Source organism: Marinobacter sp. 3-2 (genome assembly GCF_003751355.1).
Classification (GTDB): Bacteria; Pseudomonadota; Gammaproteobacteria; order Pseudomonadales; family Oleiphilaceae; genus Marinobacter; species Marinobacter adhaerens.
In genome coordinates, this window is record NZ_RJUQ01000016.1 from 228014 (window position 1) to 253066 (window position 25053).

General features: G+C 59.0%; 25 protein-coding genes. 9 read left to right on the forward strand and 16 right to left on the reverse strand.

The features are described from left to right. Window positions 1-46 precede the first annotated feature (46 nt). On the reverse strand, window positions 47-466 hold the full coding sequence (locus EDB94_RS16520) for a peptidoglycan-binding domain-containing protein (protein WP_008176454.1): 420 nt from the start codon (window positions 464-466) through the stop codon (window positions 47-49). Window positions 467-588: 122 nt separating this feature from the next. Beyond that, window positions 589-1704 (reverse strand): AI-2E family transporter, encoded by a 1116-nt coding sequence (locus EDB94_RS16525; RefSeq protein WP_008176456.1) that lies wholly within the window; start codon window positions 1702-1704, stop codon window positions 589-591. A 127-nt stretch (window positions 1705-1831) separates the two neighbouring features. Here EDB94_RS16525 and EDB94_RS16530 point away from each other — a divergent pair, with 127 nt between their 5' ends. From EDB94_RS16530 to EDB94_RS16540, 3 genes are all read left to right on the forward strand, one after another. Next, the gene (locus EDB94_RS16530; RefSeq protein ID WP_008176458.1) at window positions 1832-2182 is read left to right on the forward strand and encodes a hypothetical protein; all 351 of its coding nucleotides are present in this window, start codon (window positions 1832-1834) and stop codon (window positions 2180-2182) included. A 75-nt stretch (window positions 2183-2257) separates the two neighbouring features. After that, entirely contained in the window at window positions 2258-2506 is a 249-nt protein-coding gene (locus EDB94_RS16535; RefSeq protein ID WP_108018754.1) for a hypothetical protein, read from the forward strand. A 147-nt stretch (window positions 2507-2653) separates the two neighbouring features. After that, entirely contained in the window at window positions 2654-3553 is a 900-nt protein-coding gene (locus EDB94_RS16540; RefSeq protein ID WP_108018753.1) for a haloalkane dehalogenase, read from the forward strand. 13 nt (window positions 3554-3566) lie between these two features. Here EDB94_RS16540 and EDB94_RS16545 read toward each other — a convergent pair whose 3' ends face one another. Beyond that, window positions 3567-4355, reverse strand: a complete 789-nt coding sequence (locus EDB94_RS16545) for an acyl-CoA thioesterase II (protein WP_108018752.1) — start codon at window positions 4353-4355, stop codon at window positions 3567-3569. Window positions 4356-4554: 199 nt separating this feature from the next. Here EDB94_RS16545 and EDB94_RS16550 point away from each other — a divergent pair, with 199 nt between their 5' ends. Continuing rightward, complete coding sequence (locus EDB94_RS16550) at window positions 4555-6075, forward strand: DEAD/DEAH box helicase (RefSeq protein ID WP_108018751.1); 1521 nt, start codon at window positions 4555-4557, stop codon at window positions 6073-6075. Here the strand turns inward: EDB94_RS16550 and EDB94_RS16555 are convergent. Genes EDB94_RS16555 through EDB94_RS16570 form a run of 4 tightly spaced genes read right to left on the reverse strand, consistent with a single transcriptional unit; the run spans window position 6072 to window position 9037 of the window. Then, window positions 6072-6581 carry a dihydrofolate reductase gene (locus tag EDB94_RS16555; protein ID WP_108018750.1) on the reverse strand — a complete coding sequence of 170 codons (510 nt, stop codon included), beginning with the start codon at window positions 6579-6581 and terminating at the stop codon, window positions 6072-6074. The two genes, EDB94_RS16550 and EDB94_RS16555, sit on opposite strands and share 4 nt — an antisense overlap. Before the next feature lie 23 nt (window positions 6582-6604). Next, window positions 6605-7444, reverse strand: a complete 840-nt coding sequence (locus EDB94_RS16560; RefSeq protein WP_108018749.1) for a thymidylate synthase — start codon at window positions 7442-7444, stop codon at window positions 6605-6607. Next, window positions 7441-8229: a prolipoprotein diacylglyceryl transferase gene (gene lgt / locus EDB94_RS16565; protein ID WP_108018748.1), complete on the reverse strand. Its 789-nt coding sequence runs from the start codon at window positions 8227-8229 to the stop codon at window positions 7441-7443. Before lgt ends, EDB94_RS16560 begins: the two co-directional genes overlap by 4 nt. Window positions 8230-8239: 10 nt before the next feature. Further along, window positions 8240-9037 (reverse strand): sulfite exporter TauE/SafE family protein, encoded by a 798-nt coding sequence (locus tag EDB94_RS16570; RefSeq protein ID WP_108018747.1) that lies wholly within the window; start codon window positions 9035-9037, stop codon window positions 8240-8242. A gap of 88 nt (window positions 9038-9125) precedes the next feature. On the opposite strand from EDB94_RS16570, the gene EDB94_RS16575 reads away from it, so the two are divergent. The 4 genes from EDB94_RS16575 (at window position 9126) to dxs (ending at window position 13170) form a co-directional block, all read left to right on the forward strand. Then, window positions 9126-9899, forward strand: a complete 774-nt coding sequence (locus EDB94_RS16575) for an NRDE family protein (RefSeq protein ID WP_108018746.1) — start codon at window positions 9126-9128, stop codon at window positions 9897-9899. Window positions 9900-9954: 55 nt separating this feature from the next. Then, entirely contained in the window at window positions 9955-10209 is a 255-nt protein-coding gene (locus EDB94_RS16580) for an exodeoxyribonuclease VII small subunit (RefSeq protein ID WP_008176478.1), read from the forward strand. Next, window positions 10209-11105, forward strand: a complete 897-nt coding sequence (locus EDB94_RS16585) for a polyprenyl synthetase family protein (protein WP_108018745.1) — start codon at window positions 10209-10211, stop codon at window positions 11103-11105. The genes EDB94_RS16580 and EDB94_RS16585 overlap by 1 nt, the downstream gene beginning before the upstream one ends. A gap of 133 nt (window positions 11106-11238) precedes the next feature. Next, entirely contained in the window at window positions 11239-13170 is a 1932-nt protein-coding gene (gene dxs, locus EDB94_RS16590; RefSeq protein ID WP_108018744.1) for a 1-deoxy-D-xylulose-5-phosphate synthase, read from the forward strand. 74 nt (window positions 13171-13244) lie between these two features. Here dxs and ribA read toward each other — a convergent pair whose 3' ends face one another. The 6 genes from ribA to EDB94_RS16620 form a co-directional block, all read right to left on the reverse strand. Continuing rightward, window positions 13245-13859 carry a GTP cyclohydrolase II gene (ribA, locus tag EDB94_RS16595; RefSeq protein WP_008176485.1) on the reverse strand — a complete coding sequence of 205 codons (615 nt, stop codon included), beginning with the start codon at window positions 13857-13859 and terminating at the stop codon, window positions 13245-13247. A gap of 134 nt (window positions 13860-13993) precedes the next feature. Continuing rightward, window positions 13994-14476 carry a cyclic pyranopterin monophosphate synthase MoaC gene (gene moaC, locus EDB94_RS16600; protein ID WP_008176486.1) on the reverse strand — a complete coding sequence of 161 codons (483 nt, stop codon included), beginning with the start codon at window positions 14474-14476 and terminating at the stop codon, window positions 13994-13996. Between the two features lie 87 nt (window positions 14477-14563). Then, complete coding sequence (locus EDB94_RS16605) at window positions 14564-15535, reverse strand: Nudix family hydrolase (RefSeq protein WP_108018743.1); 972 nt, start codon at window positions 15533-15535, stop codon at window positions 14564-14566. Between the two features lie 2 nt (window positions 15536-15537). Then, entirely contained in the window at window positions 15538-16755 is a 1218-nt protein-coding gene (gene argJ, locus EDB94_RS16610; protein WP_108018742.1) for a bifunctional glutamate N-acetyltransferase/amino-acid acetyltransferase ArgJ, read from the reverse strand. Between the two features lie 127 nt (window positions 16756-16882). Further along, on the reverse strand, window positions 16883-19621 hold the full coding sequence (gene secA / locus EDB94_RS16615) for a preprotein translocase subunit SecA (RefSeq protein ID WP_008176491.1): 2739 nt from the start codon (window positions 19619-19621) through the stop codon (window positions 16883-16885). Between the two features lie 184 nt (window positions 19622-19805). Then, the gene (locus tag EDB94_RS16620) at window positions 19806-20759 is read right to left on the reverse strand and encodes a M23 family metallopeptidase (protein ID WP_014576111.1); all 954 of its coding nucleotides are present in this window, start codon (window positions 20757-20759) and stop codon (window positions 19806-19808) included. Window positions 20760-20974: 215 nt separating this feature from the next. Here EDB94_RS16620 and EDB94_RS16625 point away from each other — a divergent pair, with 215 nt between their 5' ends. Beyond that, entirely contained in the window at window positions 20975-21421 is a 447-nt protein-coding gene (locus EDB94_RS16625) for a DUF721 domain-containing protein (protein WP_008176496.1), read from the forward strand. Window positions 21422-21432: 11 nt separating this feature from the next. On the opposite strand, the gene lpxC is transcribed toward EDB94_RS16625, so the two are convergent. The 3 genes from lpxC to ftsA form a co-directional block, all read right to left on the reverse strand. Beyond that, window positions 21433-22347 carry a UDP-3-O-acyl-N-acetylglucosamine deacetylase gene (gene lpxC, locus EDB94_RS16630; RefSeq protein ID WP_008176497.1) on the reverse strand — a complete coding sequence of 305 codons (915 nt, stop codon included), beginning with the start codon at window positions 22345-22347 and terminating at the stop codon, window positions 21433-21435. A gap of 212 nt (window positions 22348-22559) precedes the next feature. Next, entirely contained in the window at window positions 22560-23717 is a 1158-nt protein-coding gene (gene ftsZ / locus EDB94_RS16635) for a cell division protein FtsZ (protein WP_008176500.1), read from the reverse strand. A gap of 98 nt (window positions 23718-23815) precedes the next feature. Next, window positions 23816-25051, reverse strand: coding sequence for a cell division protein FtsA (gene ftsA, locus EDB94_RS16645; RefSeq protein ID WP_008176504.1), 1236 nt, complete (start codon window positions 25049-25051; stop codon window positions 23816-23818). Window positions 25052-25053 lie beyond the last annotated feature (2 nt).

The window sequence follows — 25053 nt, forward strand, 5'->3', positions numbered from 1 at the left end:
GCCCGGCGGGACATCTCGCCGGGCTTTTTTGTTCAGGAAACTCCGATTACCAGAGCGACCAGCCGCCATCTTCCTCTTCTTCAATGGCGTCATCCTGCTCAGGCTCCGGGGCCGAGGTTTCTGCCGCGGAAGAAGCCGACTCCTGAGCCGGCGCGCTGCTGGCTGCGGCGGACTGTGACGGTGCCGAAGCGGCAACCTGAACCGATATCATACCCAAGGCTTCCTTGGTCGGATCGTCCAGATTTCCCGTGGCCTGAAGACCATTATCCTGCTGGAACCGGGTTAGGGCGGACCGGGTTGAGTCATCCATCTGCGGGCTGACATTGGTAATGTCGTATCCTGCTCCGTAGAGCGCGTTCTTGAGTGCAACGATCTCATCCGCGAAGGCTGCAGGGGCAAAGCCCAGTGTGACCGCCAATCCGGCCGCTGCGGCCAGGCGTCCCAATCGGGTTGTTGCGTTTCTCATGGTACTCACCTGCTAACTCCTGATATCTCATCGATATCCGTTTCTTTCTTGTTGTGTGGTGCCTATCTCCACAGGCTGGGGCAAACGGTTAAAAGACTACCATACTTTTGTCGCATGTCGCCTTACGGGACATCATGTCCCGTTTTCTTGCTTTGCGCAGGGGTCTCTTCGTCCGCAGAAGCGGCTGGGCGGTGGGCTTCTTCGCTGAATTCGCGGATGAAAATGCCCCAGAACGCCATAAACAGTGCAGCTACCAGCGGTCCCATTACGAATCCGTTGATGCCGAACATGACAATGCCCCCAAGGGTCGACAACAGAACAATGTAGTCCGGCAGTTTGGTATCACGACCAACCAGTACCGGGCGCAGCAGGTTGTCTGCCAACCCGATGACCACCACGCCAAAGGCTGTCAGCACCACCGCTTCGACAACATCGCCCACGGCCGCCAGGTAGATGGCTGCCGGCACCCAGACCAACGCCGCACCCACAGCCGGCAACAGCGATACGATCGCCATAACCACACCCCAGAGCAACGCACCGCTGATGCCCAGGATCCAGAAAATCAGCCCGCCCAGAGCCCCCTGGATGATGGCAATCAGCAGGTTGCCCTTGACGGTCGCGCGGGTCACCTCCGCAAACTTGGCAAACAGCAACCGCTCCCGCTCATCGCCCAGCGGCAGAGCCCGAATCATCAGCTCGACCAGCGCACGGCCATCCCGAAGCAGAAAGAACGCCAGATACACCATCAAGGCCAGGCCCAGGAAAAACTGGAAGGTATTCTGGCCCACGCCCAGCGCCTGCCTGCCCAGGAACTGGCTTCCTCCGACAAAGATACTCACGGCCCGGTCCCTCAGCTCGGCAAAGCTGATATCAAACTGTGCCAGAAAGGCCTGGATGGCGGGGAACGACTGGTTGACCCGATCTATGTATTCCCCGGGGCGTATTTCACCACTCTGGATCTGCTGATAAAGCGCGACGCCCTCGGCAACCAATGAGGTCACCAGTACCAGAACCGGGATAACCACGATGAACATGCAGATACACAGGGTAATCAGTGCATTTACATTGGGCCTGTCCCCGAGTTTCCGCTCCAGCAGTTGCTGCACCGGGTGGAAAATCAGGGCGATGGCGACCGCCCAGAATATGGGCCCGAAAAAGGGCTTCATAAGAAAAACAAAGGCAAGGGAAACGCCGACCAGCAACGCCAGAAAAGTCCGTGTTTCAAGTTTTGCGTACATAGATTATGCGATTCCCTGATGTTGGTTCTGCGATATAACGAGTCATTCTACCCTACCACGCTGGCGTGGCCACTGTAGCTGTCTTCGGGTTATAGTGGACGGTTGTTGATCAACTAATAGACAGGTCATGTTGTTGGAACTGGAAACCTTCACCATCGAAACAGCCCTGGATGCGGCCACCGAGTTGCGCAAGGTTCTGGCCGCCCGAACGCACCGGCGCAAAGTGATGGGTCAGGAAGTCATGGTGCCGGGTCAGCTAGGCGAGGCCCTGCAGCTACCACGCATTATCAACCGGCTCCAGAGCAAGCAGATGAAGCAGAGGGAGCTGGGCCTTGAGGACTTCCAGGAGCTGTGGCCTACCCTGTCGCCACAGACTCGGGAGAGAGTGCTGGGGGCAATCGGCTGGTATGACCCCAAGGAGCTTGACTGGGATGACAAGCGCTCCAACCGTCGGCCACTGGTCGATCCTGACAGTTAAGCCGTATAACACCGGCATCCCGACTTTGAAATGTCATACTTGGCCCATATGTTGGGCAGTATCAGGAGGATATTTATGACTGAACAACATCAATACACAGCACTTCTCGCTGAAGGCAGCGCGGTTCCCACACTCCTTTGTGGCCACTGCCACTCGATTCTCTCCAGGGCCCGGATTTTCCGGAATGAGGGCGACCAGCACCCGAACACGGAGTGCCAAACCATTGGCCTTTGCTCAGCCGACGATTGCGGCGCCGTCAATTGTTGCGATGACGCTCTGGCCCACGTTGACAACCCTGAACGCCTGTTTGGCATTGCGTCCTGATTCAAAGCCACAACGCTCTGTTACGCAACTCAAACACACAAAATTTCCATCTGCTTTATCCTGATATTCGACGATTGTAGTAGGGCACTATGAGCACCGGATGCCGCCCGGCAATCACGCAACCAATCAGTCAGGACAGTCGATGGCATGCGTATTCTGAGAACCGATGAAGCCCGCTTCGCAGGTCTTCCGGATTACCCCTTTGCTCCAAACCACGTTGACGTAGAACCGGGTCTCCGGATGCACTACGTTGACGAAGGCCCGAGAAACGCCTCGCCGGTTCTCATGCTCCACGGCGAGCCATCCTGGTCCTACCTGTACCGGCACATGATCCCTCTGGTGGCCGAGGCCGGTCACCGCGTGCTGGCCCCGGATCTGATCGGCTTCGGCAAATCCGACAAGCCTGCGTCGGTTGCAGACTACAGTTACAGCCGCCATCTCACCTGGCTGGCCAGTTGGCTTGAACAGCTCAACCTGACCAATATCACCCTTGTGTGCCAGAACTGGGGATCGTTGCTGGGCTTGCGACTGGCCGCGGAACACCGTCAGCGATTCAGCCGAATCATCGTCGGAAACGGCATGCTGCCGACCGGCGAAACGCCTGTTCCAGCGGTATTTTCCATGTGGAAGGCATTTGCCACCCACAGCCCCTGGTTCCCGGTCGGTCGTATCGTGCAATTGGGCACCGATCGAACCCTGAGCAAAGCTGAAATTGCCGCCTACGAAGCCCCATTCCCGTCAGCAGAGTTCAAGGCCGGAGCGAGGGCGTTTCCAAAACTGGTTCCGACTGAACCGGACACACCGGACAGCGACGCCAATAAGGCGGCCTGGCAGGTCCTGGAGAAGTGGAATAAGCCCTTCATTACCTGCTTCAGCAGTGGCGACCCGATTACCCGGGGCGGCGACAGACACATGCAGCGCCGGATTCCCGGTGCCCACGGACAACCTCATATCACACTCAGAGGCGGGCACTTTCTCCAGGAAGATTCACCGGAAGATTTCGCCCGCATCATCATCGATGCTTTGAAATCGGAAATGGCGGCCTGAGCCGCCATTTCCGTCAACCGAAGACCGTTACCGTCTGGCGACTCAGCGCCACCAGCTCGCCTCTAGCGGTCCAGATTCTGGCCTGGGTGTGGCCGTAACCGGCGCCCGCCTGATCAATGGAAACCTTGTACAGGAGCCAGTCACCCGGCTCCATAACCGGCCTCGGATGTACAATATCCAACGCCCAGCTCAGGGAGCTGGTCCTCACCCGCTGTTTTACATAGGGCAGAACCGCCGGTGGCCAGGCGTCCACCAGAGCAATAATGTGGGCATCGGAGAACGTTTCCGGCGGTGACCGGAACTGCATCCAGCCGCCAAGCTCCCGGCCTCCCTTACCGCTGAATGGCAGGTTACCGAAGGCCCAGCGCATCTCGATCTGCCGAATGAATTCCGGGGTAACACCCTCAATGTAGTCCAGCCCCGGGCACTGGCTGACCGGGTTTGCCTCGGGCGCCGGCAGGGCATCCACCTGCACCTGCGAGTCCCGGTCTCCGCCAAAGCTGGCCAGGCAGACCAGCCGGGTTTCACCCTTCTGGACAATGTGGCCCTGCACCTGACTGACCGCTTTTCCCTCGCGCAGAATCTCGGCCTCGAAACTCGCGGGGACTTCCGGCTCCACCGGCCCCACGAACGATACCTGCAATGACCGCATGGCACGGCCCTCGGCAACAAGCTTCTCCATCCGCTCGAACATCAACGCAGCCGTGAGACCACCAAATGTGGCTCTTCCCTGGGACCAGCCCCCGGGCATCACCAGTTCCTTGCTGCTACGCGCCGCCTGCAATAATTCATCAAAGGTCATTTTAAATTCCTGTTAGCAACCTATCGGGATAAATACGAAGCCTGCCCAAGATCGGACGGCAACGCAACGGCACGTCCCCGGCAACTACCTACAGCCCTGCCCGGGTTTTTGCGTATTAAAGCAGCAATAAAACCGCTATAATGCCCCCACACAATGCATTGCCCGGCAATGCTCTACCTCCCGAATTCCGAGTGAATCAATGTCTGAATTGTCCTTTGCCGAACTGGGGCTGGATCCAGCCGTACTTGAAGCTGTGTCCGCCGTTGGCTACGAAACCCCGTCACCCATCCAGGCCCAGTCTATCCCCGCGCTGCTGGCCGGTAACCATCTGCTGGGCGTTGCCCAGACCGGAACCGGTAAGACCGCGGCATTTGCGTTGCCCCTGCTGAGCCGGATTGACGCCTCTGTTACCGACCCCCAGATTCTGGTTCTGGCCCCAACACGGGAACTTGCCATCCAGGTGGCGGAAGCGTTTACCACCTACGCCAGTAAGTTCCGGAATTTCCACGTTCTGCCCATTTACGGTGGCCAGGACTTTTACCCCCAGATCAAGGGCCTGCGCCGCGGTGCCCAGGTAATCGTGGGCACACCGGGCCGGATGCTCGACCACCTGCGCAAAGGCACCCTGAAGCTGGACAGCCTGAAAGCGCTGGTTCTTGATGAAGCCGACGAAATGCTGCGCATGGGCTTTATCGACGACGTGGAAGCGATCCTGGCGAAGACGCCGGAGAACTGCCAACGGGCATTGTTCTCGGCCACCATGCCGCCGCAAATCAAGAAAGTGGCCCAGACCTACTTGCGCAACGCCACAGAAGTTCGCATTGAAAGCGAAACCCGCACTGTCGAGCGTATCTCGCAATTCGTTCTGCCGGTCTACGCTGAGCGCAAGCTGGATGCCCTGACCCGCATTCTGGAAGTTGAGCCGATTGACGCCGCCATTATTTTTGTGCGCACCAAAGCGGAAACCACCATGCTGGCCGAAAAGCTCTCTGCCCGGGGCCATGCGGTCGCGCCCCTGAGCGGCGACCTGAACCAACGCCAACGTGAACAAACGGTTGAAGACCTGAAGCGCGGGAAGAAAGACATTATCATTGCCACCGACGTGGCAGCACGCGGTCTGGACGTGTCCCGTATCACGCACGTCATCAACTACGACGTTCCCTACGACACTGAAGCGTACATCCATCGGGTTGGCCGCACTGGTCGTGCCGGTCGCGAAGGCAAGGCGATCCTGCTGGTAACACCCCGCGAGCGTAGTTGGCTGCGAACGCTTGAACGCGCAACAAACTCGCCGATGGAAGCTTACGAGTTGCCGTCTCCCGTCGAGCTCAAGAAAATGAGGGAACAGCAGTTCGAATCCCAACTGCTAGGCTTTGCGGAAGACAAGAAGTTGGCAAAGGCGATGTCGCTGCTGGACGAAATTGCCGAGCGCAATGACATGGACATGGCCATGGTAGCCGGCGCCCTCGCCTGCTGGATGGAAGCAGCTCAGCCAGGTTCTCTGCCCCTCGAGCAGCCAGAGGCCTTGCCAACCGTGTCGGCAACACCTCCCCGCCGTGATCGTAAAGGTGGCGGCGGCCGTCCCGGCGAGAATCGCAAGGGCCCGAAAGGCGGTTTCAAGAAAGGCGGTCCGAAGGGTCGTGGCGGCCCCGGTGGTCGAGGCAAACCGCCCGGCAAGAGCGGCAAGCCCGCAGGCAAGCGCCCGCCTCGTCAGGCCTAAGCCTGACGCTGATAGACCACGAAACTGTAGTCGTAAGGGTTGTTATCGGACGCGGAGAAATCCTCCCGTCCGATTTCTTCCCACTCATCCCAGTTTACTTCCGGAAAAAACGCATCGCCGTCCACCTCAGAGTGCACCTGGGTGATGTACATCCGATCAACCATCGGCAATGCCTCGGCGTAGATCTGCCCGCCACCGATAATCATCACTTCGTCACCACCTTCCAGCTCCGCCTGCGCCTCGGCCTTCACCAGCGCTTCGGGCAAAGACTTCGCAGCCACTGTTCCGGTTGGCGCTTCCCAGGCTTCATTGCGCGAGATCACCACGTTCATCCGCCCCGGCAGCGGCCGACCGATGGAATCCCAGGTCTTCCGACCCATGATGATGGGCTTGCCCATGGTGGCCTGCTTGAAATAACGAAGGTCACCCGGCAGATACCAGGGCAGATTGTTATTGCGGCCGATTACCCGGTTACGGGACATGGCAACGATCAGGGCTTTTCTCATGTACTGGCCTCTTCGGGGTTCGGTCAGATGGCAATCGGCGCCTTGATGCCCGGGTAGGGGTCATAGCCCTCAAAGTCGAAGTCTTCCAGTTCGTACTCGAAGATACTCGCGGGTTTGCGTTTGATCACCAACGTCGGCAACGCGCGGGGCTCGCGCTTCAACTGTTCGAAGACGATGTCATCGGTCAGATGGTTCTGGTAGAGGTGACAGTCGCCGAAGGTATGCACAAACTCACCGACATCCAGGTCACACTGATGGGCAATCATGTGCGTCAGCAAGGCGTACGAGGCAATATTAAAAGGCACGCCCAGGAACAGATCGGCGCTTCGCTGGTAAAGCTGGCAGGACAGCTTGCCGTCCACCACGTAGAACTGAAAAAGGCAGTGACAGGGCGCCAGCGCCATTCGGCCCTCGCGAACGTTATCCTGGGGACCGATGGATTCGTCCGGAAGCTCAGCGGGGTTCCAGGCGGACACGATCAGCCTGCGGGAATTCGGTTTGGTGCGAATCTGTTCGATCACGTCACTGATCTGGTCAACCACCTCGCCATTGGGGCACTGCCAGCTGCGCCATTGTTTGCCATAGATCGGCCCGAGATCACCATTTTCCAATGCCCACTCGTTCCAGATCGAGACTTTGCGCTCCTGAAGCCAGGTGTTGTCAGTGGAGCCACGGAGAAACCAGAGCAATTCGTAGATGATACTGCGCAGGTGGACCTTTTTGGTGGTTACCAGAGGGAAGCCCTCCTGCAGGTTGAAGCGAATCTGACGGCCAAACACCGACCGGGTTCCGACACCGGTGCGGTCTCCCTTGTCGAATCCGTTATCAACAACGTCTTGCATAAGGTCGAGATAGGCTTTCATCGGGCTTGTCTCCGGTAGGCAATAAACATCAGGGCGGCGCCGGCAATGATCATCGGGAAGGACAGTACCTGTCCCATGGTAAGCCAGTCAAAGGCAAGATAGCCCAGCTGCGGATCCGGCTGACGCACGAATTCCACCAGGAAGCGGAACACGCCGTAGCAGATGAGGAACAGACCGGAAACCGCCATGGTCGGGCGCTGCCGGGATGAGAACCACCACAGGATCACGAACAGGGCAACGCCTTCCAGGGCAAACTGGTAAAGCTGGGAGGGATGACGGGCGAGAGAATCCGGAGCCGTTCGAAACACCATACCCCAGGCAACGTCAGTGGGCTTGCCCCACAACTCGCCGTTAATAAAGTTGCCGATCCGCCCTGCACCGAGTCCAAGGGGCACCAGCGGCGCCACGAAGTCGGCCAGGCGCCAGAATCCGCTGCCCACCTTGCGGCCATACCACCACATGGCAAACATCACGCCCAGCAAACCGCCGTGGAAAGACATGCCCCCTTCCCAGACCCGCAGCAGCCAGAGCGGGTCCGCCAGGAAGGCGTCAAAGTTGTAGAACAGGACATAGCCGAAGCGGCCGCCCAGGATGACCCCCAGGGCCAGGTAAAACAGAAGGTCGCCCATCTGCTCTTCATTGATAGGCGACCAGGGCTTGCGGGTGCGAATGCGTCCAAGCCACCAGCCGGCTAGAAAACCGAACAGATAAGTCAGACCGTACCAGTGGATCTTGAGTGGGCCGATGGCAATGGCCACCGGATCAATCTGGGGATGCTGCAGCATCAACTACCTCTCAGCTCAGGAGAAAACGGAGACCCACCAGCAGGAGCATGATGGAGAACGTACGCTTGAGAATCCGCGGGTTCAGCCGATGGGCCAGATTGGCGCCAACCCGGGCAAAGAAAACGCTGGTGAGAATGATACCTATGAGCGCAGGCAGATAAATGAAGCCGGCGCTCAGTTCCGGCACTGCGGGATGATGCCACCCGGTCCAGATGTTACCCAGCGCACCGGACACGGCGATGGGCAGGCCACAGGCGGCAGATGTACCGACCGCCTGCTGCATCCGCACGTTACACCAGCTCAGGTAAGGCACTGTAAGGGTTCCCCCGCCGATTCCGAAAATCGCCGACCCCCAGCCGATAAAACCACCGGCGACGCCGAGGCCTGCCACCCCGGGAACGTCGCGACCCGGCTTGGGGTCAACCTGGAAAAACATTTTCAGCCCCACCAGAATGACAAAAATGCCGATGACCAGTTCGAGCGCGCGCCCGCTCATCAGGGATGCCGTCCAGGCACCAACCAGGGCACCGCCAATAATCCCGACCGTCATGGGCCGGAACAGATCCCAGCGCACGGCGCCGTGCTTGTTATGGGAGCGAATGGAGCTGACCGAGGTGAACACGATGGTCGCGAGCGAGGTGCCTACGGCCAGATGGGGAATGATATCCGGATCGATTCCCTGCAGACCAAAGGTGAACATCAACACGGGCACGATGATCAGCCCGCCACCAATGCCGAACAGCCCCGCCACGGTGCCTGCCAGGGCACCGAGGGCCAGATAAGAAGCTATTACGTAAAACAGAGTCATTGTTTGAGCCGCACCCGGGAAACCAAGGCTGGTATGATACACAGCGCAAGAGTCAACTTCATTAAATCCGGGAGCCCACACCTACACCATGTGCCTGATCGCTTTCGCCGTTGGCCAGAACCCTCATTTCCCATTGGTGGTTGCCGCCAATCGGGATGAATTTTTCCGCCGCCCGACGGCCGCCATGGACTGGTGGACCACCGAATCCGGTACCCGGGTGCTTGCCGGCCGTGACCTGCTCTCCGGTGGCACCTGGCTTGCGATTAATACCGCGGGCGAGGTCAGCGCCGTGACCAACGTCCGGGAAGGGGCACCGGAAACCGGCCGTATCAGTCGTGGTGAACTGCCTTTGCGGGCACTCACTGATTCCCGGGAGCATCTTGAACGCTATCTGCTCGACACCGCCGACCAGTTTTCCGGCTTCAACCTGGTGCAGCTCACCACAGCAGACGGATGGTATTTCAGCAATCGGGATGCCCATCCGGGCCGACAAATCCACCGTGGGGTTTACGGACTGAGCAATCATCTTTTGCAGACACCCTGGCCCAAGCTTCTACGCCTCCGGCAGGCTGCGGGAGATACCATTGCCGCCGCCGGACGGGATGCAGCAACACTGCACAACGAGCTGATTCCGCTGCTCCAGGACAGCACGCCCGCGCCAGACCATATGCTGCCCGATACAGGCGTTGGCCTGGAGACGGAACGCTTTCTGTCGTCGCCATTCATCGTGGGTTCGGACTACGGCACCCGGGCAACCACCGTGGTGACCGTTTCAGCCAGCGGTGAAATCGAGGTGACGGAACAGAACTGGGGTCCGGATGCCCGGACCGGTAAACGACGTCACTTCCACTGGCGGCGATAGCGATCTGGCTCTGGTATAATCCGCGAAATTCTGCCACCCGATCGGAGGGCCCCTGATGGCCGGTGAACAAGGCGCCACATCGATAGCTGATTTTGAGAAGTCTCTTGATGAACTGGAAAAGCTGGTTCGCGATCTGGAGCAGGGCGAGCTGTCCCTGGAACAGTCCCTGACGGCGTTCGAGCGGGGTGTAAAGCTGACCCGGGAATGCCAGCAGGCGTTGAAGAGCGCCGAGCAACGGGTCGAACAACTGGTCCAGAACAGCGACGGCACCCTGGAAACCCGCCCGTTCTCACCGGATGATGCTGACTGATGTCCGGAAAGAACCTGCTTGCCTCTGATTTTCTGGAAACCTGCCGGGCCCGTGTCGATGCGGAACTGGACCGGTGCATTACCCGTGATTCCGCCTCTGGCCGGCTGCAGGAAGCCATGCGCTACAGCGTGCTGGGCGGTGGCAAGCGAATCCGGCCGGCACTGTGTCTTGCAGCGGCAAAGGCAATGGGACAGACCGGTGACGAGGCCCTGATCCCGGCCTGCTCAGTGGAACTGATCCACGCTTACTCGCTGATCCACGATGACCTGCCGGCCATGGATGACGATGAATTGCGCCGCGGACGGCCCACTACCCACATTGCCTTCGACGAAGCCACCGCCATCCTTGCTGGCGATGCCCTGCAGGCACTGGCTTTTGGCTGGCTTGCCGAAGCGCCGGGACTGTCTGAGTCGGTGCGTCTGATCATGGTCCGGGAACTGGCCCGGGCCAGTGGCCACGGAGGAATGGTTGGTGGCCAGGCCATCGATCTGGAGTCCGTCGGCAAAACCCTGGCCCTGGCGCAACTTGAAACCATGCACCGCCACAAGACTGGCGCCCTTATCGAAACCAGCGTGCGAATTGGCGCCCTGACTGCGCCGTCGGTCGACGAACAGGCCCTGGCGTCCCTGACCCAGTATGCCAAAGCCCTGGGCCTGGCCTTCCAGGTTCAGGATGACCTTCTGGACATCGAAGGCGATACAACGGTCATTGGCAAACCCCAGGGCTCGGATGCCGCCCGCGCCAAACCCACCTACCCCGCCCTGCTTGGCCTGGAAGGCGCCAGGGAGCACCTGGCCAATCTGCTGGAACAGGCCCAGCAAAGTTTGCAGGCGTTTGGTCCCGAAGCAGACCTCCTGCGGGCAATGGCCGATTACGTGGTGGCAAGAACCCATTGAATCCCGGCGCTCCGAAGGCGCACACTGGCCGTAAATATTTTCGTAACAACTGGCCCGCTTTGTGTGAAACAGCTTCCCCTGTTCCCTTATAATGTCAGTCAGTTACTGAACGTACCGGAAAAGACCCGAGCAGATGCAGGACACTTATATTTTCAAGGAAATCCCGTCACAGCGGCCCAATACGCCGCTTCTGGACCGGATTGACGAACCGGCCCAGCTCAGAGAGCTGGCCCCGGAACAGCTGACCCGGCTGGCCCGGGAGCTCAGGGCCTTTCTGTTATGGTCAGTGGGCCAGACTGGCGGTCATTTCGGGGCCGGCCTGGGCGTGCTTGAGCTTACCGTCGCCCTTCACTACGTCTTTGATACGCCGAGCGACCGCCTTGTGTGGGACGTCGGCCATCAGGCCTACCCCCACAAGATCCTGACCGGACGGAAAGAGTCCATGGGAAGCATCCGCCGCAAAGGCGGTCTGGCCGGCTTCCCGAAACGAGCCGAAAGCGAGTACGACACCTTTGGCGTTGGCCATTCCAGCACCTCCATCAGTGCAGCGCTGGGCATGGCGATCGCAGCACGCTTGCAGCAGACCGGTCGAAAGAGCATTGCCGTCATTGGTGACGGCGCCATGACCGCCGGCATGGCGTTCGAGGCACTGAACCACGCCGGTCACCTGCACGCCGACATGCTGGTGATCCTCAACGACAATGACATGTCGATTTCCCGGAACGTTGGCGGGCTGTCCAACTACTTTGCCAAACTGCTGTCCAGTCGGACCTACAATCAGGTCCGCGATAGCAGCAAGAAGGTTCTGCAGGGAGCGCCACACCTGATGGCGCTGGCCAAGAAGACCGAGGAACACTTCAAGGGCATGATTGCCCCTGGCACACTGTTCGAGGAACTGGGGTTCAACTACATCGGCCCGATCGATGGCCACGATCTGCCCCTGCTGGTGGAAACCCTGGAGAACATCCGCGAACTTGAAGGTCCGCAGTTCCTGCATGTGGTGACCACCAAGGGCAAGGGTTTTGCCCCGGCCGAAGCGGATCCGATCGGCTATCACGCCATCAACAAGATCGAGCCGGTTCCACCCAGTAAACCCGAACCGGTCAAGCCGAAACCGAAGAAGCCCAAATATGCCAACGTCTTCGGGCAATGGCTGTGCGATTCCGCCGAACAGGATGAGCGCGTGGTGGGCATCACCCCGGCCATGTGTGAAGGCTCGGATCTGCTGGCATTCTCACAGCGCTTCCCGGAACGCTACTTCGATGTCGCCATCGCCGAACAGCACGCAGTCACGCTGGCCGCAGGGCTCGCCTGTGACGGCGCCAAGCCAGTGGTCGCCATCTACTCGACGTTCCTGCAGCGGGCTTACGATCAACTGATTCACGATGTCGCTATCCAGAACCTGGATGTGCTGTTCGCGATTGATCGCGCAGGCCTCGTCGGTGAAGACGGCCCGACCCACGCTGGCGCTTTCGACATCAGCTACCTGCGCTGCGTGCCGAACATGGTGGTGATGACACCGTCGGACGAAAATGAAACCCGCCAGATGCTCCAGACCGGCATGCTCTACGAAGGACCGGCATCGGTGCGCTACCCGCGTGGCACAGGCCCCGGTGCCGAAATTCAGCAGCAACTGACGCCGCTTGAGATTGGCAAGGGCCGCCGGATTCGCAACGGCAAAGGTGTTGCCATCCTCAACTTTGGCACCCTGCTGGCGCCTGCTCTGGAGGCCGCAGAAGCCATAGGCGCGACGGTCGCAGACATGCGTTTCGTCAAACCCCTGGATGAAGAACTGGTGCTGGAGCTGGCCGAGCAGCATGAACTGCTGGTGACCCTGGAAGAAAACGCCATTGCCGGTGGTGCAGGCAGCGCCGTGACCGAATTCCTGAACAGCCGCCTGGTTACCATGCCGGTACTTCAACTGGGCCTGCCCGATACCTTTATGGACCACGGCAAGCACGGGGAGCTGCTGGAAGAATGTGGTCTGGACGCCGCAGGTATTGAATCGTCTATCCGCACGCGGATCGAGACCCTGCGCCACCAGAACCTGAAAGCCGTCAAATAGACGGAACACAAACCTGAGAATGCAAAAAGCCCGCGGAGTTCGCGGGCTTTTTCGTATGTGGCAACAAACCCAGCTCAAATTTCGGGATCATCGTCCTGATGGGTCTCCAGCCAGTGGCCGAGCTTGCTCTGCTTGGTATCGAGGTAGTGTTCATTGTGCGGATTGCGGCCCACGTGCAGAGGCACCCTTTCCGTAATGTCGATGCCGTAGGAGGAGAGCGCTTTGACCTTGCGTGGATTATTGGTCATCAGCCTCAGGCTCCTGATACCGAGATGCTCCAGCATGTCCTTGCACATGCTGTAGTCACGAAGATCCGCCGCGAAACCCAAGCGCTCATTGGCCTCTACCGTATCAGCGCCCTGATCCTGCAGATGGTAGGCGCGGATCTTGTTCAACAGACCGATTCCCCGACCCTCCTGACGCAGATACATGAGGATACCCCGACCTTCCCGGGCAATGCTGCGCAGCGCCTCTTCCAGCTGGTAGCCGCAATCACACCGCATGCTATAGAGGGCGTCGCCGGTCAGACATTCGGAATGCGTGCGGGCCAGCATGGGTTCGTCGCTATCCAGGTCGCCGAGAGTCAGGGCAACGTGTTCCTTTCCGGTGTCCGGTTCTTCAAAGCCGTGCATATCAAATACCCCGAACGGGGTCGGCAACCGGCAGGTCTGGATGTAACGAACAGCCACAGTGTTTCCTCGTGGTTCAGTCAATCGGGCCGCGCATTCTATCACGGGCCCGCCCGCTTGGCGTAGTCTCGGCACTGTCGCTCCTCCGGAGTGGTCTTGGTAACCAACACTTACGAGCGCGGCGGTCCGCCAGATCAGGCTTTATCGGCGACCCAGTGGCCACTGCGGCCGCCTTTCTTCTCCAGCAGACGCACGGAATCAATCTCCATGCCACGATCGACCGCCTTGCACATGTCGTACAGCGTCAGTGCCGCCACGCTTGCCGCGGTTAACGCCTCCATCTCGACACCGGTCTGGCCGGAAAGTTTGCAGCGGGTCAGGATATGTACAGATGCCCCGTCGTCGCCCGGAGTCAGTTCAACTTTCACAGACGTCAGGTTCAGCGCATGACACAAGGGAATCAGATCATGGGTTTTCTTTGCGGCCATGATACCGGCGATGCGGGCAACAGCCAGGACATCCCCTTTGGGATGCTCACCCTCAATAATCATGTTCAGGGTTTCCGGCGCCATGCGGATGGTAGCTTCAGCGCGGGCCTCGCGTTCGGTGGCCGCCTTGTCGGTCACGTCCACCATGCGGGCTTCGCCCTTGTCGTCGAGATGGGTCAGTTTACTCACGGTCTCTCCCGGAATCGGTTGTGCAAGATGGTGAAAAATGCAGGAACGACAGCATAACAGACATGGCCACGGCGTCGCTGACAAGTATCAGCTTTGCGGCCACCAGAAGCGGATTCCGGCGATGCCCTGACCTCCCCGCTGGCGAGCCTCGCGGAGATCGCCGGGCGACAAACCGCCCAGGGCAAATACCGGAAGCACCGCTTCCGACACCAGGTCGGCAAAGACCGACCATCCCAGGGTCGGCGCACCCGGATGGCTTTCGGTCGGCTGAACTGGCCCCAGGGTCACGTAGTCCGCTCCGATAGCCGTCGCATGCTCGATCTCCTGCCTGTCATGGCAGGAAACCCCCAGCCAGACATCTTCCGGAACCGGTCTGGCCGAGAGCTTGGCCGCCTCGCGCCAGGGCAGGTGCAGCCCATGGGCGCCGGGTATGGCGCGGAATACCTCCGGTCCACCGTGCACAATCAGGGCAGCTCCGGTCTTTTCACAAACCGGCAACGCGTTCGCCGCCAACTCCCGATAGGCCAGCGGACTCAACGCCGGAGCCCGGAGCAGTACCAGCGGTGGTCGAGCGGCGCTCAGACCCTCCTGAAGGTTCGCAAGGGCTGGCTCCGGGCCATTCTCGGAACCGGTGATTGCCAACTGCCGGGGCAGACGCAGGGCGCGAATGATCGGCCGGTTGGCGGCGGGAAAATCCTCATCCCGAAGCTGCTCCGGGGTCAGCCATTCCACGGGCTGCCCCTCACATCCCCTTGCTTCGCCCTCGGCAGCGCTGGTTTCCCAGACGTCCAGGAAAACCCGCTTGTCGCCATAATCGTGCCGAATACCGATAACAGGCTCCAGGGAACCCTCCGGCACGTGAAGACCGGTTTCCTCGGCAATTTCGCGCACAAGCGCCACCTGAACCGTCTCGCCAGGCTCCACCTTGCCACCGGGAAACTCCAGTAAGCCCCCCTGGTGAACGTGGTCTGGCCGTCGGGCGATCAGCACCCGGCCATCACGGACGATGACCGCCACGGCAACGTGAACCTCTTTGACCGACGTCTCTCTGGCAGACATGCTCAGGTACGATACTCGGCGTTGATAGTCACGTAATCGTGGGAGAAATCACAGGTCCACACGGTTTCCCGAACATCACCCCGCTTGAGGTCGATGGCAATGGTGATCTCTTCCCGGTCCATCACGGCCTGCCCGCGGGCTTCCGAGTAATCCTCGGCCCGGCCACCGTTGCGGACCAGGCAGACATCGCCCAGATAGATTTCAAGGGCATTGAGGTCCAGTCCTTCGACACCGGCGCGACCAACCGCCGCCAGAATCCGGCCCCAATTCGGGTCCGAGGCGAACAGTGCGGTCTTGACCAACGGCGAATGCGCCACGGTATAGGCAACGTCCAGAGCCTCCTGCTGACCGGCCGCTCCGCTGACGTCGATGGTGACAAACTTGGTTGCTCCTTCGCCGTCGCGGACAATGGCGTGGGCCAGTTCCAGATAGATTGCCTGCAGGGCTTCCCGCAGCTTCGGCAGCGCCGCGCTGGAGGCCGTGATCTCGGGGCCGGAATACTGGCCGCTGGCCATCAGCATGCAGGCGTCATTGGTAGAGGTGTCGCCATCGATAGTGATGCGGTTGAAGGACTTTTCCCCCAGTTCCGAGGCAAGCGTCTGCAGCAGTGCCGGCGCAATCCGGGCATCGGTGGCAATAAAACCGAGCATCGTCGCCATGTTGGGACGAATCATGCCCGCACCCTTGCTGATGCCCGAGATGGTTACCGTGTGACCATCCAGCTCAATCTGACAGGAAGCGCCCTTGGGGCGGGTGTCCGTGGTCATGATGCCACTGGCCGCTTCAGCCCAGCGATTCTCTGCAGTGTTCGCCAAAGCCTCCGGAAGCGCGCCAACGATCTTCTGGACCGGCAACGGCTCGCCAATCACCCCCGTGGAAAACGGCAGAATTTCGGCTTCCGTGACGCCCGCCTGCTTTGCCAGGGCTTGGCAACAGGCCATAGCATCCCGCATACCTTGCTCACCCGTACCGGCGTTGGCATTGCCCGTGTTGATCAAGAGGTACCGGGGCGAGGTCTCGGCCAGATGCCGGCGGCTGAGGGTAACCGGCGCTGCACAGAACTGGTTTTTCGTGAAGATACCGGCAACCCGGCTTTCCGGGGCCAGCTCGAAAACAACCACGTCCTTACGTCCCGGCTTCTTTATACCGGCACTGGCTATGCCGACCTTGATTCCGGCTACCGGATAAAACTCAGGTAAGGTTCCCGGACCTACCGCCATTCTGCCACTCCTCTTGTCTGGGGGTGCGCTCGAGGTAACACACGACCCGCTGAAAACGAAAAAACCCGCATCCCACCAGTTGTGGCTGGCAGAGTGCGGGTTCCGATGGTGCGGTCAGTGCTCTGAATCAGCTGACCTTGCCATGACACTGCTTGTACTTCTTGCCGGACCCGCAGGGGCAGGGTTCGTTTCGACCCACCTTGCGCTCCTGTCGAACGAAGGTTTCCGGAGTCGACTGCCGGGCTTCGTCAGCCTCACCCTCACCCTGGCTCTGGGCCGTGGCGCTGGTTTCGTCGTGGCGCAGACGGGCCTTTGCGAGCTCTTCTTCCAGCTCCTGTTTGCGACGGCGCTCGACTTCTTCCATCTCCTCACGGCTCTGGACACGCACGTGGCAAAGTACCCGGGTAACATCCCGCTTCATGGTATCAAGCATGGTTTCAAACAGGTTGAACGCCTCGCGCTTGTACTCCTGCTTGGGGTTCTTCTGGGCATAACCCCGCAGATGGATACCACGGCGCAGATGGTCCATGTTGGAAAGATGCTCTTTCCAGAGGGTATCGAGCACCTGCAGGAACACCTGCTTCTCGAACTTGCGCATGGCCTCGGAACCGGCAATCTCTTCCTTGGCCTGGTAGGCAGCCACGATCTCGTCGAGAATCTTCTGGCGCAGGTTTTCTTCGTACAGCTTGTTGTCTTCTTCCAGCCACTTCTGAACCGGCAGATCAATCGCCATCTCCGACTGGAGCTGTGCTTCCAGCCCGGCGACGTCCCATTGTTCCGGCATACTCTGGGGCGGAATGTATTCACTGATCAGCGAGTCGACAACGTCTTCCCGAATGGTCGTCACCATGTCCGAAATGTCGTCGGAAGACATGACTTCGTTGCGCTGGTCGTAGATAACCGTGCGCTGGTCGTTGGCCACGTCATCGTATTCCAGCAGGGTCTTACGCATGTCGAAGTTGCGACCTTCCACCTTGCGCTGGGATTTCTCGATTGCGTTGGTCACCATCCGGTGCTCGATGGCCTCCCCCTTCTTCATGCCCATGGCCTGCATCAGGCTCTTCACCCGGTCTGGGGCAAAGATGCGCATGAGGTTGTCTTCCAGAGACAGGAAGAACCTTGAGGAGCCAGGATCACCCTGACGCCCGGCACGACCGCGAAGCTGGTTGTCAATTCGACGGGATTCGTGACGCTCGGTACCAATGATGTGCAGACCACCGGCCTCCAGCACCTGATTGTGACGCTCGGTCCACTCGGCCTTGGCCCGGGCAATCTCCTCTTCTGAGGGATTGTCCATGGCGGCAACTTCGTGTTCCCAGTTACCGCCCAGCACGATATCGGTACCACGGCCGGCCATGTTGGTGGCGATGGTGACCGCCCCGGGGCGGCCCGCCTGGGCAATGATATGGGCTTCGGATTCGTGCTGCTTGGCGTTCAGGATCTTGTGTTCGATCCGCGCCTTCTTGAGCAGCATGGAGAGCAGTTCGGAGGCCTCGATGGAGGCGGTACCGACGAGAATCGGACGTCCTTCGGCAGTGACATCCTTGATCTCGTCAATAATGGCGTGGAATTTCTCTTCCTGGGTCAGGTAGACCAGGTCGTTGTAATCGGTCCGCTGGATCGGTTTGTTGGGAGGAATGACCACCACATCGAGGCCGTAGATCTGGCGAAACTCGAAGGCTTCGGTATCTGCCGTACCGGTCATGCCGGCCAGTTTGTCGTACAGCCGGAAATAATTCTGGAAGGTGGTCGATGCCAGCGTCTGGCTTTCGGCCTGAATCTTGACGCCCTCTTTGGCCTCAACGGCCTGGTGCAGACCTTCACTCCAGCGACGACCCGGCATGGTACGACCGGTATGCTCGTCGACGATGACCACCTGGCCGCCCTGGACGATATAATCCACGTCTTTCTGGAACAGGTGGTGGGCCCGCAATGCTGAGTGCACATGGTGCAACAGGCTGAGGTTGGCGGCGGAATAGAGGCTTTCACCTTCCTTCAGAAGGCCACGCTCAAGCAGCAGCTCTTCAACCTTCTCGTGACCGCTCTCTGTCAGCTCGACCTGGCGGGATTTCTCATCGATGGTGAAGTCACCGGTCGGCTCTCCTTCCTCAGGCACTTCGCCCTTTTCGAGGTTGGGGATCAGTTCATTGATGGCCTGGTACAGCTTTGAACTGTCCTCGGCTGCCCCGGAGATAATCAGCGGCGTTCTGGCTTCGTCGATCAGGATGGAGTCCACCTCGTCCACGATCGCATAGTTCAGCCCGCGCTGGACCTTGTCTTCGGTACTGAACGCCATGTTGTCGCGCAGGTAGTCGAAGCCGAATTCGTTGTTGGTACCGTAGGTAATATCGGCCTGGTAGGCTGCCCGCTTTTCCTCCGCTGGCTGGCCCGAGGCCACGACACCCACCTGCATGCCCAGGAACCGATAGAGCTTGCCCATCCAGTCGGCATCACGACGGGCCAGGTAATCGTTCACGGTAACCACGTGGACACCCTTGCCGGACAACGCGTTGAGGTACACGGAAGCGGTAGCAACCAGCGTCTTGCCCTCACCGGTCTTCATTTCCGCGATCCGGCCTTCGTGCAGGGTGATACCACCGATCAGCTGGACGTCGTAATGACGCATGCCCATAACCCGGCGGCCCGCTTCACGCACGGTTGCGAAGGCTTCCGCAAGAAGCGCATCCAGGGATTCGCCTTCGTCGATCCGACGACGGAACTCCGCGGTCTTGCCCTGCAACTCGGAGTCGGACAGATTGCCATATTGCTCTTCAAGCTCGTTAATGCGCATGACCGTCTTGCGCATTCTCTTGATTTCTCTGGCGTTTTTACTGCCGAACATCTTGGTTGCAAGCTTTGTGAACATAGACCACTGCTTCTTTGATTAAACGGAGGAAGCCGGCATTCTAACCTTATTTTGTAACAGGACAAAAGGTAGGCCTCACACAGGCGCAATAAGTCGCTGATGAGGCACCGGATTCACGGATAAAAACTGGCCGGAGGCCGACTGGCGGGAAAGTGCTGACAACGGCTTGCGGGCCGGAACCGGATTAGCGGCTCGCCCGCTTGATATAGGTTTCCGGGTTTTCAGACTTGCCATTCCGGATGACTTCAAAGTGCACGTGAGGCCCGGTGGAACGCCCTGTGCTGCCCATCAGCGCGACTACCTGGCCTTTCTGGACAACATCGCCCACCTTCACCTTGATAGTCTTGCAGTGGGCATAGCGGGTTATCAGACCATCACCATGGTCGACTTCCACGAGGTTACCGTAGCCATAGCGCTCTCCGGCATAGGTAACGACACCGCCGGCGACCGAAATAATGTCGCTGCCATCCTTGCCGGCCAGATCAACACCGGCATGCCAGGTCCGCTTGCCGGTAAACGGATCGGACCGGTAACCGTACTTCGAAGACAGCCAGCCCCAGGTGATCGGGCGGCCTTCCAGGTACAGCTCATCTTCGAGCCGCTTGCTGGAGGCCAGCTGATCGAGCAACCGCAGTTGCTGCTCGCGGTCTTCGATTCGCCATTCCATTTCCTCAATCATCCGGGTCAGCTCAGGTGCGGAGAAGGAATCCCCGGACAAGGCATCTTCTGGCCCGCCGACTGCAGCCGGCTGATCGAAGTTGAATTCGTCACTGGCCACCAGGCCGGATTCCACAAACCGCTGGCCCAGCGCATCCAGCCGCAGGAGACGGCCCTGGATCTCGCCGAGACGAAGAGTCAGCGCATCCACCTGTTGCTGGACGTTCTCCTCGATACTGGCCAGTTCTGCCTTCTGGTCTGCCAGCTTCTGCTTCCACTCGGCGACCAGCTCGGAGTTGGTGGGCTCTCTGGCCTCTACCTGCTGCACAGCCATTTGATACCCTGCCCAGCCGGCCGCGACCAGCAGGGAGAGTACGAGGAACAGCAAGCCGGCAGCAAGCGTGCTGTTAATCGACAGCACACGGGACTTTCCGTGGCGTTTGCCAACGAGAATAATGTTCATATCATCATCTGGTTTCATCGTTGAGCCGCAACCGCATCCTGTAGTGTTGCGCCCCGGAAAAATCCGAAGGGGGTCTGCCATCCTTTGGCAACAGCTACATACTGAAAAAATTGCAGCGCCCGGTAGACATACTCATTTATCACAATGTAAAACGAGTGTAATACAGGCACTACGCATAAACCGTGCCGAAGTGTAACCAATCGTAAACGCAGCCGTCGAGTAAAAACGCCGCCATGAAACGCAAAAGCGAGCAAAAAATGACCTTCGACAAGCTTGGCAGAACCCCGGTACTGAAGGATCTTGTGGCAAAGGCCGAGCTCCATCGACAGGCGGAAGGAGAAGTCCTGGCCGCCCTGCCGAGTGAGCTGGTCAACGGGACACGCTTTGTCAGCTGCAAGGACGGAGAGCTGGTCCTGACCACGGAAACCGCGGGTAAAGCCAGTCAGATCCGGTTCCGCCAGCACGAAATTATGGAAAAGCTGCGAGAGAACGAACTGTTCCGGTTCGTCTGGAAACTGAAGGTCAAGGTTGCACCGCCCAGATTTCGGGAAAAACCGGTGTTCAAAAAAGAACCCTTGAGCAAAGAAAATGCCCGGCTCCTCAAAGAGGAGGCCGGGCACACGAAGGATAAAGCATTACGCGAGGTTCTCGAAAAACTCGCTAGCCACGTCCGGGATTAAAGCGTCCTGCTTCAGCCCGCCGCCAGCACAGGCTTCATGTAGGAAATCGGGGCAGTGGCCTCGTCATCAAAGGTAACCACTTCCCAGGCATCCTCTTCTGCCCTGAGCTTGCGCAACAGCTTATTGTTCAGATCGTGGCCGGATTTGATCCCCCGGAACTCACCAATCAGGCTGTTGCCCAACTGATAGAGATCGCCGATGGCATCAAGCAGCTTGTGCTTCACAAATTCGTCGTCATAGCGCAGACCGTCTTCGTTGAGGATCTTGTAGTCATCAACAACGATGGCGTTGTCCACACTGCCGCCGAGAGCAAGGTTCATGGCACGCAATTTTTCGATGTCACGCATGAACCCGAAAGTCCGAGCGCGACTCACTTCCTTTACAAAGGAGGTGCTGGAAAAATCGACGGTTGCTGTCTGGGCGCGACCCTTGAACACGGGGTGATCAAAGTCGATACCGAAGCTCACCTTGAAGCCTTCGAAAGGCAGCAGGGTAGCCTTCTTGTCACCTTCCTCAACCGTTACCTCACGCTTGATGCGGATGAAACGCTTGGCTGCATCCTGCTCGGCAATGCCGGCGGACTGCAGAAGGAACACAAAAGGACCGGCAGAGCCGTCCATGATGGGCACTTCCGCGGCACTTAGTTCGACGAAACAGTTATCAATCCCGAGACCAGCCATGGCCGAGAGCAAATGCTCCACAGTCGCCACACGGACACCGTTTTTTACCAGCGTCGTGGACAGCATGGTCTCACCTACATTCTCCGCGCAGGCACGAATCTCAACCATCGGGTCAAGATCGGTACGGCGGAAGATGATACCGGAGTCCACCGGGGCAGGCTTGAGGGTCAGGTAGACCTTCTCACCCGAGTGCAAGCCAACACCGGTGGCACGGATGGTGTTTTTAAGTGTCCGTTGTCTGATCATCGGTACATAATTCCGTCACAAAAAGGCGATATTCTAGGCAAAAATCTGCCCGGAGAATATCAGAAAATAAGACTGAATACCATTTAACCAATCCGTTGTTGCTGAATGTTCATCCAGCATCCAACCCATGGCAATCAGTGCACGTATTTACCGGATACCGGGTTCCATGTTTCGCACAAGAACCACAACCGGATCACAATTGCACCAGATTATCAGTCAGCCTGGCGACGGAGGAATGCGGGAATATCGAGATAGTCGACACCCTGCTCCTCGCTATCCTTGCTCTGGTCGATAGCCACGTTTCCATGGGAAACGGCCCGGCGACGCAGAACAGCGGGACGATCCAGCTGGTTGTAATCGGTTTTTCCATCCAGAGTGCGGGTATTGTCCACCACCTTGGTCGGCTTCTCACGATCACCACCCAGGCCGGTCGCAACAACCGTTACCTTCAGTTCGTCGGTCATTTCCGGATCAATAACGGTACCGACAACAACGGTGGCAGAGTCAGAAGCAAACTCACGCACAATGTCGCCAACCTCGGAGAATTCGCCCAGGTTGAGATCCATGCCCGCGGTAATGTTGACCAGAATACCCTTGGCACCCTGCAGGTTGATGTCTTCGAGCAGCGGGCTGCGAACGGCCGCTTCGGCGGCTTCCCGCGCACGATTTTCACCCGTGGCACGGGCGGTGCCCATCATCGCCATACCCATTTCGGACATGACCGTCTTCACGTCGGCGAAGTCGACGTTGATCATACCGTTGCGGGTAATCAGATCAGCGATGCCCTGAACTGCGCCCAGAAGCACATCGTTAGCTGCGGCAAATGCGTCCAGCAGGCTGGTTTTCTTGCCCATGACCGCCAGCAGCTTTTCATTGGGAATGGTAATCAGGGAGTCGACGCTTTCTTCCAGCTCTTTCAGACCGGATTCAGCAACGCTCATGCGCTTGCCGCCTTCGAACATGAAAGGCTTGGTGACCACGGCAACGGTCAGGATGCCCAGTTCGCGGGCTACTTCCGCTACGATCGGCGCGGCACCGGTACCGGTACCACCGCCCATGCCCGCGGTAATGAAGACCATATCCGCGCCCTTGATGGCTTCGGCGATACGATCGCGGTCTTCCAGGGCAGACTGGCGACCGACTTCCGGATTGGCGCCGGCACCCAGCCCCTTGGTGATGTTGCCACCGAGCTGGATGATCTGACGCGCGTCCATATCGGTCAGCGCCTGGGCGTCCGTGTTGGCGCAGATGAATTCCACACCTTCGATGTCGCTGTTAAGCATATGGCGAACGGCGTTGCCGCCACCACCGCCTACACCGACGACTTTAATGACAGCGTTTTGCTGGACATTATCGACGAGTTCAAACATTTCCCCTACTCCTTCGTGCTGTTTTCAGCCCTTGTTCCGGGCTGTTTGTTCGAGATTGTGTTTTCGAGATACCTTCGTGTACTGCCCGCCCGGCCCCGTCAGAAATGACCGGTGAACCAGGCTTTCATGCGCTCAAACAGCGAGGGTGCATCTTCACCCTTGAGCACCGGTGCCCGCCCCAGATCCATCTGGCGGAAACCATGAATCAACAACCCAACGCCAGTGGCGTAGATCGGATTGTTGACCACCTCCGTCATGCCGGAAACCGCCTGCGGACAGGCCAGCCTTACCGGCATGTGGAAGATCTCTTCGGCCAGCTCCACCACGCCTTCCATGGTGGAGGAACCGCCGGTTATCACGATGCCTGCCGGAATGAGGTCTTCAAAGCCGGACCGGCGCAACTCTGACTGAACCAGGGTGAACAGCTCCTCGTAGCGCGGTTCCACCACCTCGGCCAGGGCCTGCCTGGAAAGGTCCCGTGGCGCGCGATCGCCAACACTGGGCACCTTGATGGTTTCATCCGCACCGGCCAGCTGGGTCAGTGCACAGGCATACTTGATCTTGATTTCTTCGGCATTCTGGGTCGGTGTGCGCAGCGCCATGGCAATGTCGTTGGTCACCTGGTCGCCGGCGATCGGAATCACCGCCGTGTGCCGGATAGCACCGCCGGTAAACACCGCAATATCCGTGGTGCCACCACCGATATCCACCACGCAGACACCCAGCTCTTTCTCATCCTCGGTGAGAATGGCGTGGCTGGATGCCAGCTGCTCCAGGATGATGTCATCCACCTCAAGCCCGCAGCGCTTCACGCATTTCTCTATGTTCTGGGCAGCATTGACCGCGCAGGTCACCAGATGCACCTTTGCTTCGAGGCGCACACCGGACATGCCCATGGGTTCCTTGATGCCTTCCTGGCTGTCGATCACGAACTCCTGGGGCAGAATATGGAGAATCTTCTGGTCTGCAGGGATCGCAACCGCCTGGGCGGCGTCAATGACCCGGTCTATGTCGGCCTGGGTGACCTCACGGTCACGGATTGCAACAATGCCGTGGGAATTCAGGCTCTTGATGTGGCTGCCGGCAATACCCGCATACACCGAGTGAATGCGGCACCCGGCCATCAATTCCGCCTCTTCCACCGCGCGCTGAATTGCCTGGACGGTGGTTTCAATATTCACCACCACTCCACGCTTTAGGCCCCGGGAAGGATGGGAACCGATGCCCACCACTTCGATGGTGCCGTCCATCTTGCGCTTGCCGACAATCGCAACCACCTTCGAGGTTCCGATATCGAGGCCGACAATCATGTTTTCCGTTTCAACCGATGACATGT

Bases quoted from the DNA above. Each gene is read 5' to 3' on its own strand.
- EDB94_RS16520 (WP_008176454.1), bottom strand. From the start codon at position 466: ATGAGAAACGCAACAACCCGATTGGGACGCCTGGCCGCAGCGGCCGGA.
- EDB94_RS16525 (WP_008176456.1), bottom strand. From the start codon at position 1,704: ATGTACGCAAAACTTGAAACACGGACTTTTCTGGCGTTGCTGGTCGGC.
- EDB94_RS16530 (WP_008176458.1), top strand. From the start codon at position 1,832: ATGTTGTTGGAACTGGAAACCTTCACCATCGAAACAGCCCTGGATGCG.
- EDB94_RS16535 (WP_108018754.1), top strand. From the start codon at position 2,258: ATGACTGAACAACATCAATACACAGCACTTCTCGCTGAAGGCAGCGCG.
- EDB94_RS16540 (WP_108018753.1), top strand. From the start codon at position 2,654: ATGCGTATTCTGAGAACCGATGAAGCCCGCTTCGCAGGTCTTCCGGAT.
- EDB94_RS16545 (WP_108018752.1), bottom strand. From the start codon at position 4,355: ATGACCTTTGATGAATTATTGCAGGCGGCGCGTAGCAGCAAGGAACTG.
- EDB94_RS16550 (WP_108018751.1), top strand. From the start codon at position 4,555: ATGTCTGAATTGTCCTTTGCCGAACTGGGGCTGGATCCAGCCGTACTT.
- EDB94_RS16555 (WP_108018750.1), bottom strand. From the start codon at position 6,581: ATGAGAAAAGCCCTGATCGTTGCCATGTCCCGTAACCGGGTAATCGGC.
- EDB94_RS16560 (WP_108018749.1), bottom strand. From the start codon at position 7,444: ATGAAAGCCTATCTCGACCTTATGCAAGACGTTGTTGATAACGGATTC.
- lgt (WP_108018748.1), bottom strand. From the start codon at position 8,229: ATGCTGCAGCATCCCCAGATTGATCCGGTGGCCATTGCCATCGGCCCA.
- EDB94_RS16570 (WP_108018747.1), bottom strand. From the start codon at position 9,037: ATGACTCTGTTTTACGTAATAGCTTCTTATCTGGCCCTCGGTGCCCTG.
- EDB94_RS16575 (WP_108018746.1), top strand. From the start codon at position 9,126: ATGTGCCTGATCGCTTTCGCCGTTGGCCAGAACCCTCATTTCCCATTG.
- EDB94_RS16580 (WP_008176478.1), top strand. From the start codon at position 9,955: ATGGCCGGTGAACAAGGCGCCACATCGATAGCTGATTTTGAGAAGTCT.
- EDB94_RS16585 (WP_108018745.1), top strand. From the start codon at position 10,209: ATGTCCGGAAAGAACCTGCTTGCCTCTGATTTTCTGGAAACCTGCCGG.
- dxs (WP_108018744.1), top strand. From the start codon at position 11,239: ATGCAGGACACTTATATTTTCAAGGAAATCCCGTCACAGCGGCCCAAT.
- EDB94_RS16605 (WP_108018743.1), bottom strand. From the start codon at position 15,535: ATGTCTGCCAGAGAGACGTCGGTCAAAGAGGTTCACGTTGCCGTGGCG.
- argJ (WP_108018742.1), bottom strand. From the start codon at position 16,755: ATGGCGGTAGGTCCGGGAACCTTACCTGAGTTTTATCCGGTAGCCGGA.
- secA (WP_008176491.1), bottom strand. From the start codon at position 19,621: ATGTTCACAAAGCTTGCAACCAAGATGTTCGGCAGTAAAAACGCCAGA.
- EDB94_RS16620 (WP_014576111.1), bottom strand. From the start codon at position 20,759: ATGAAACCAGATGATGATATGAACATTATTCTCGTTGGCAAACGCCAC.
- EDB94_RS16625 (WP_008176496.1), top strand. From the start codon at position 20,975: ATGAAACGCAAAAGCGAGCAAAAAATGACCTTCGACAAGCTTGGCAGA.
- lpxC (WP_008176497.1), bottom strand. From the start codon at position 22,347: ATGATCAGACAACGGACACTTAAAAACACCATCCGTGCCACCGGTGTT.
- ftsZ (WP_008176500.1), bottom strand. From the start codon at position 23,717: ATGTTTGAACTCGTCGATAATGTCCAGCAAAACGCTGTCATTAAAGTC.
- ftsA (WP_008176504.1), bottom strand. From the start codon at position 25,051: ATGTCATCGGTTGAAACGGAAAACATGATTGTCGGCCTCGATATCGGA.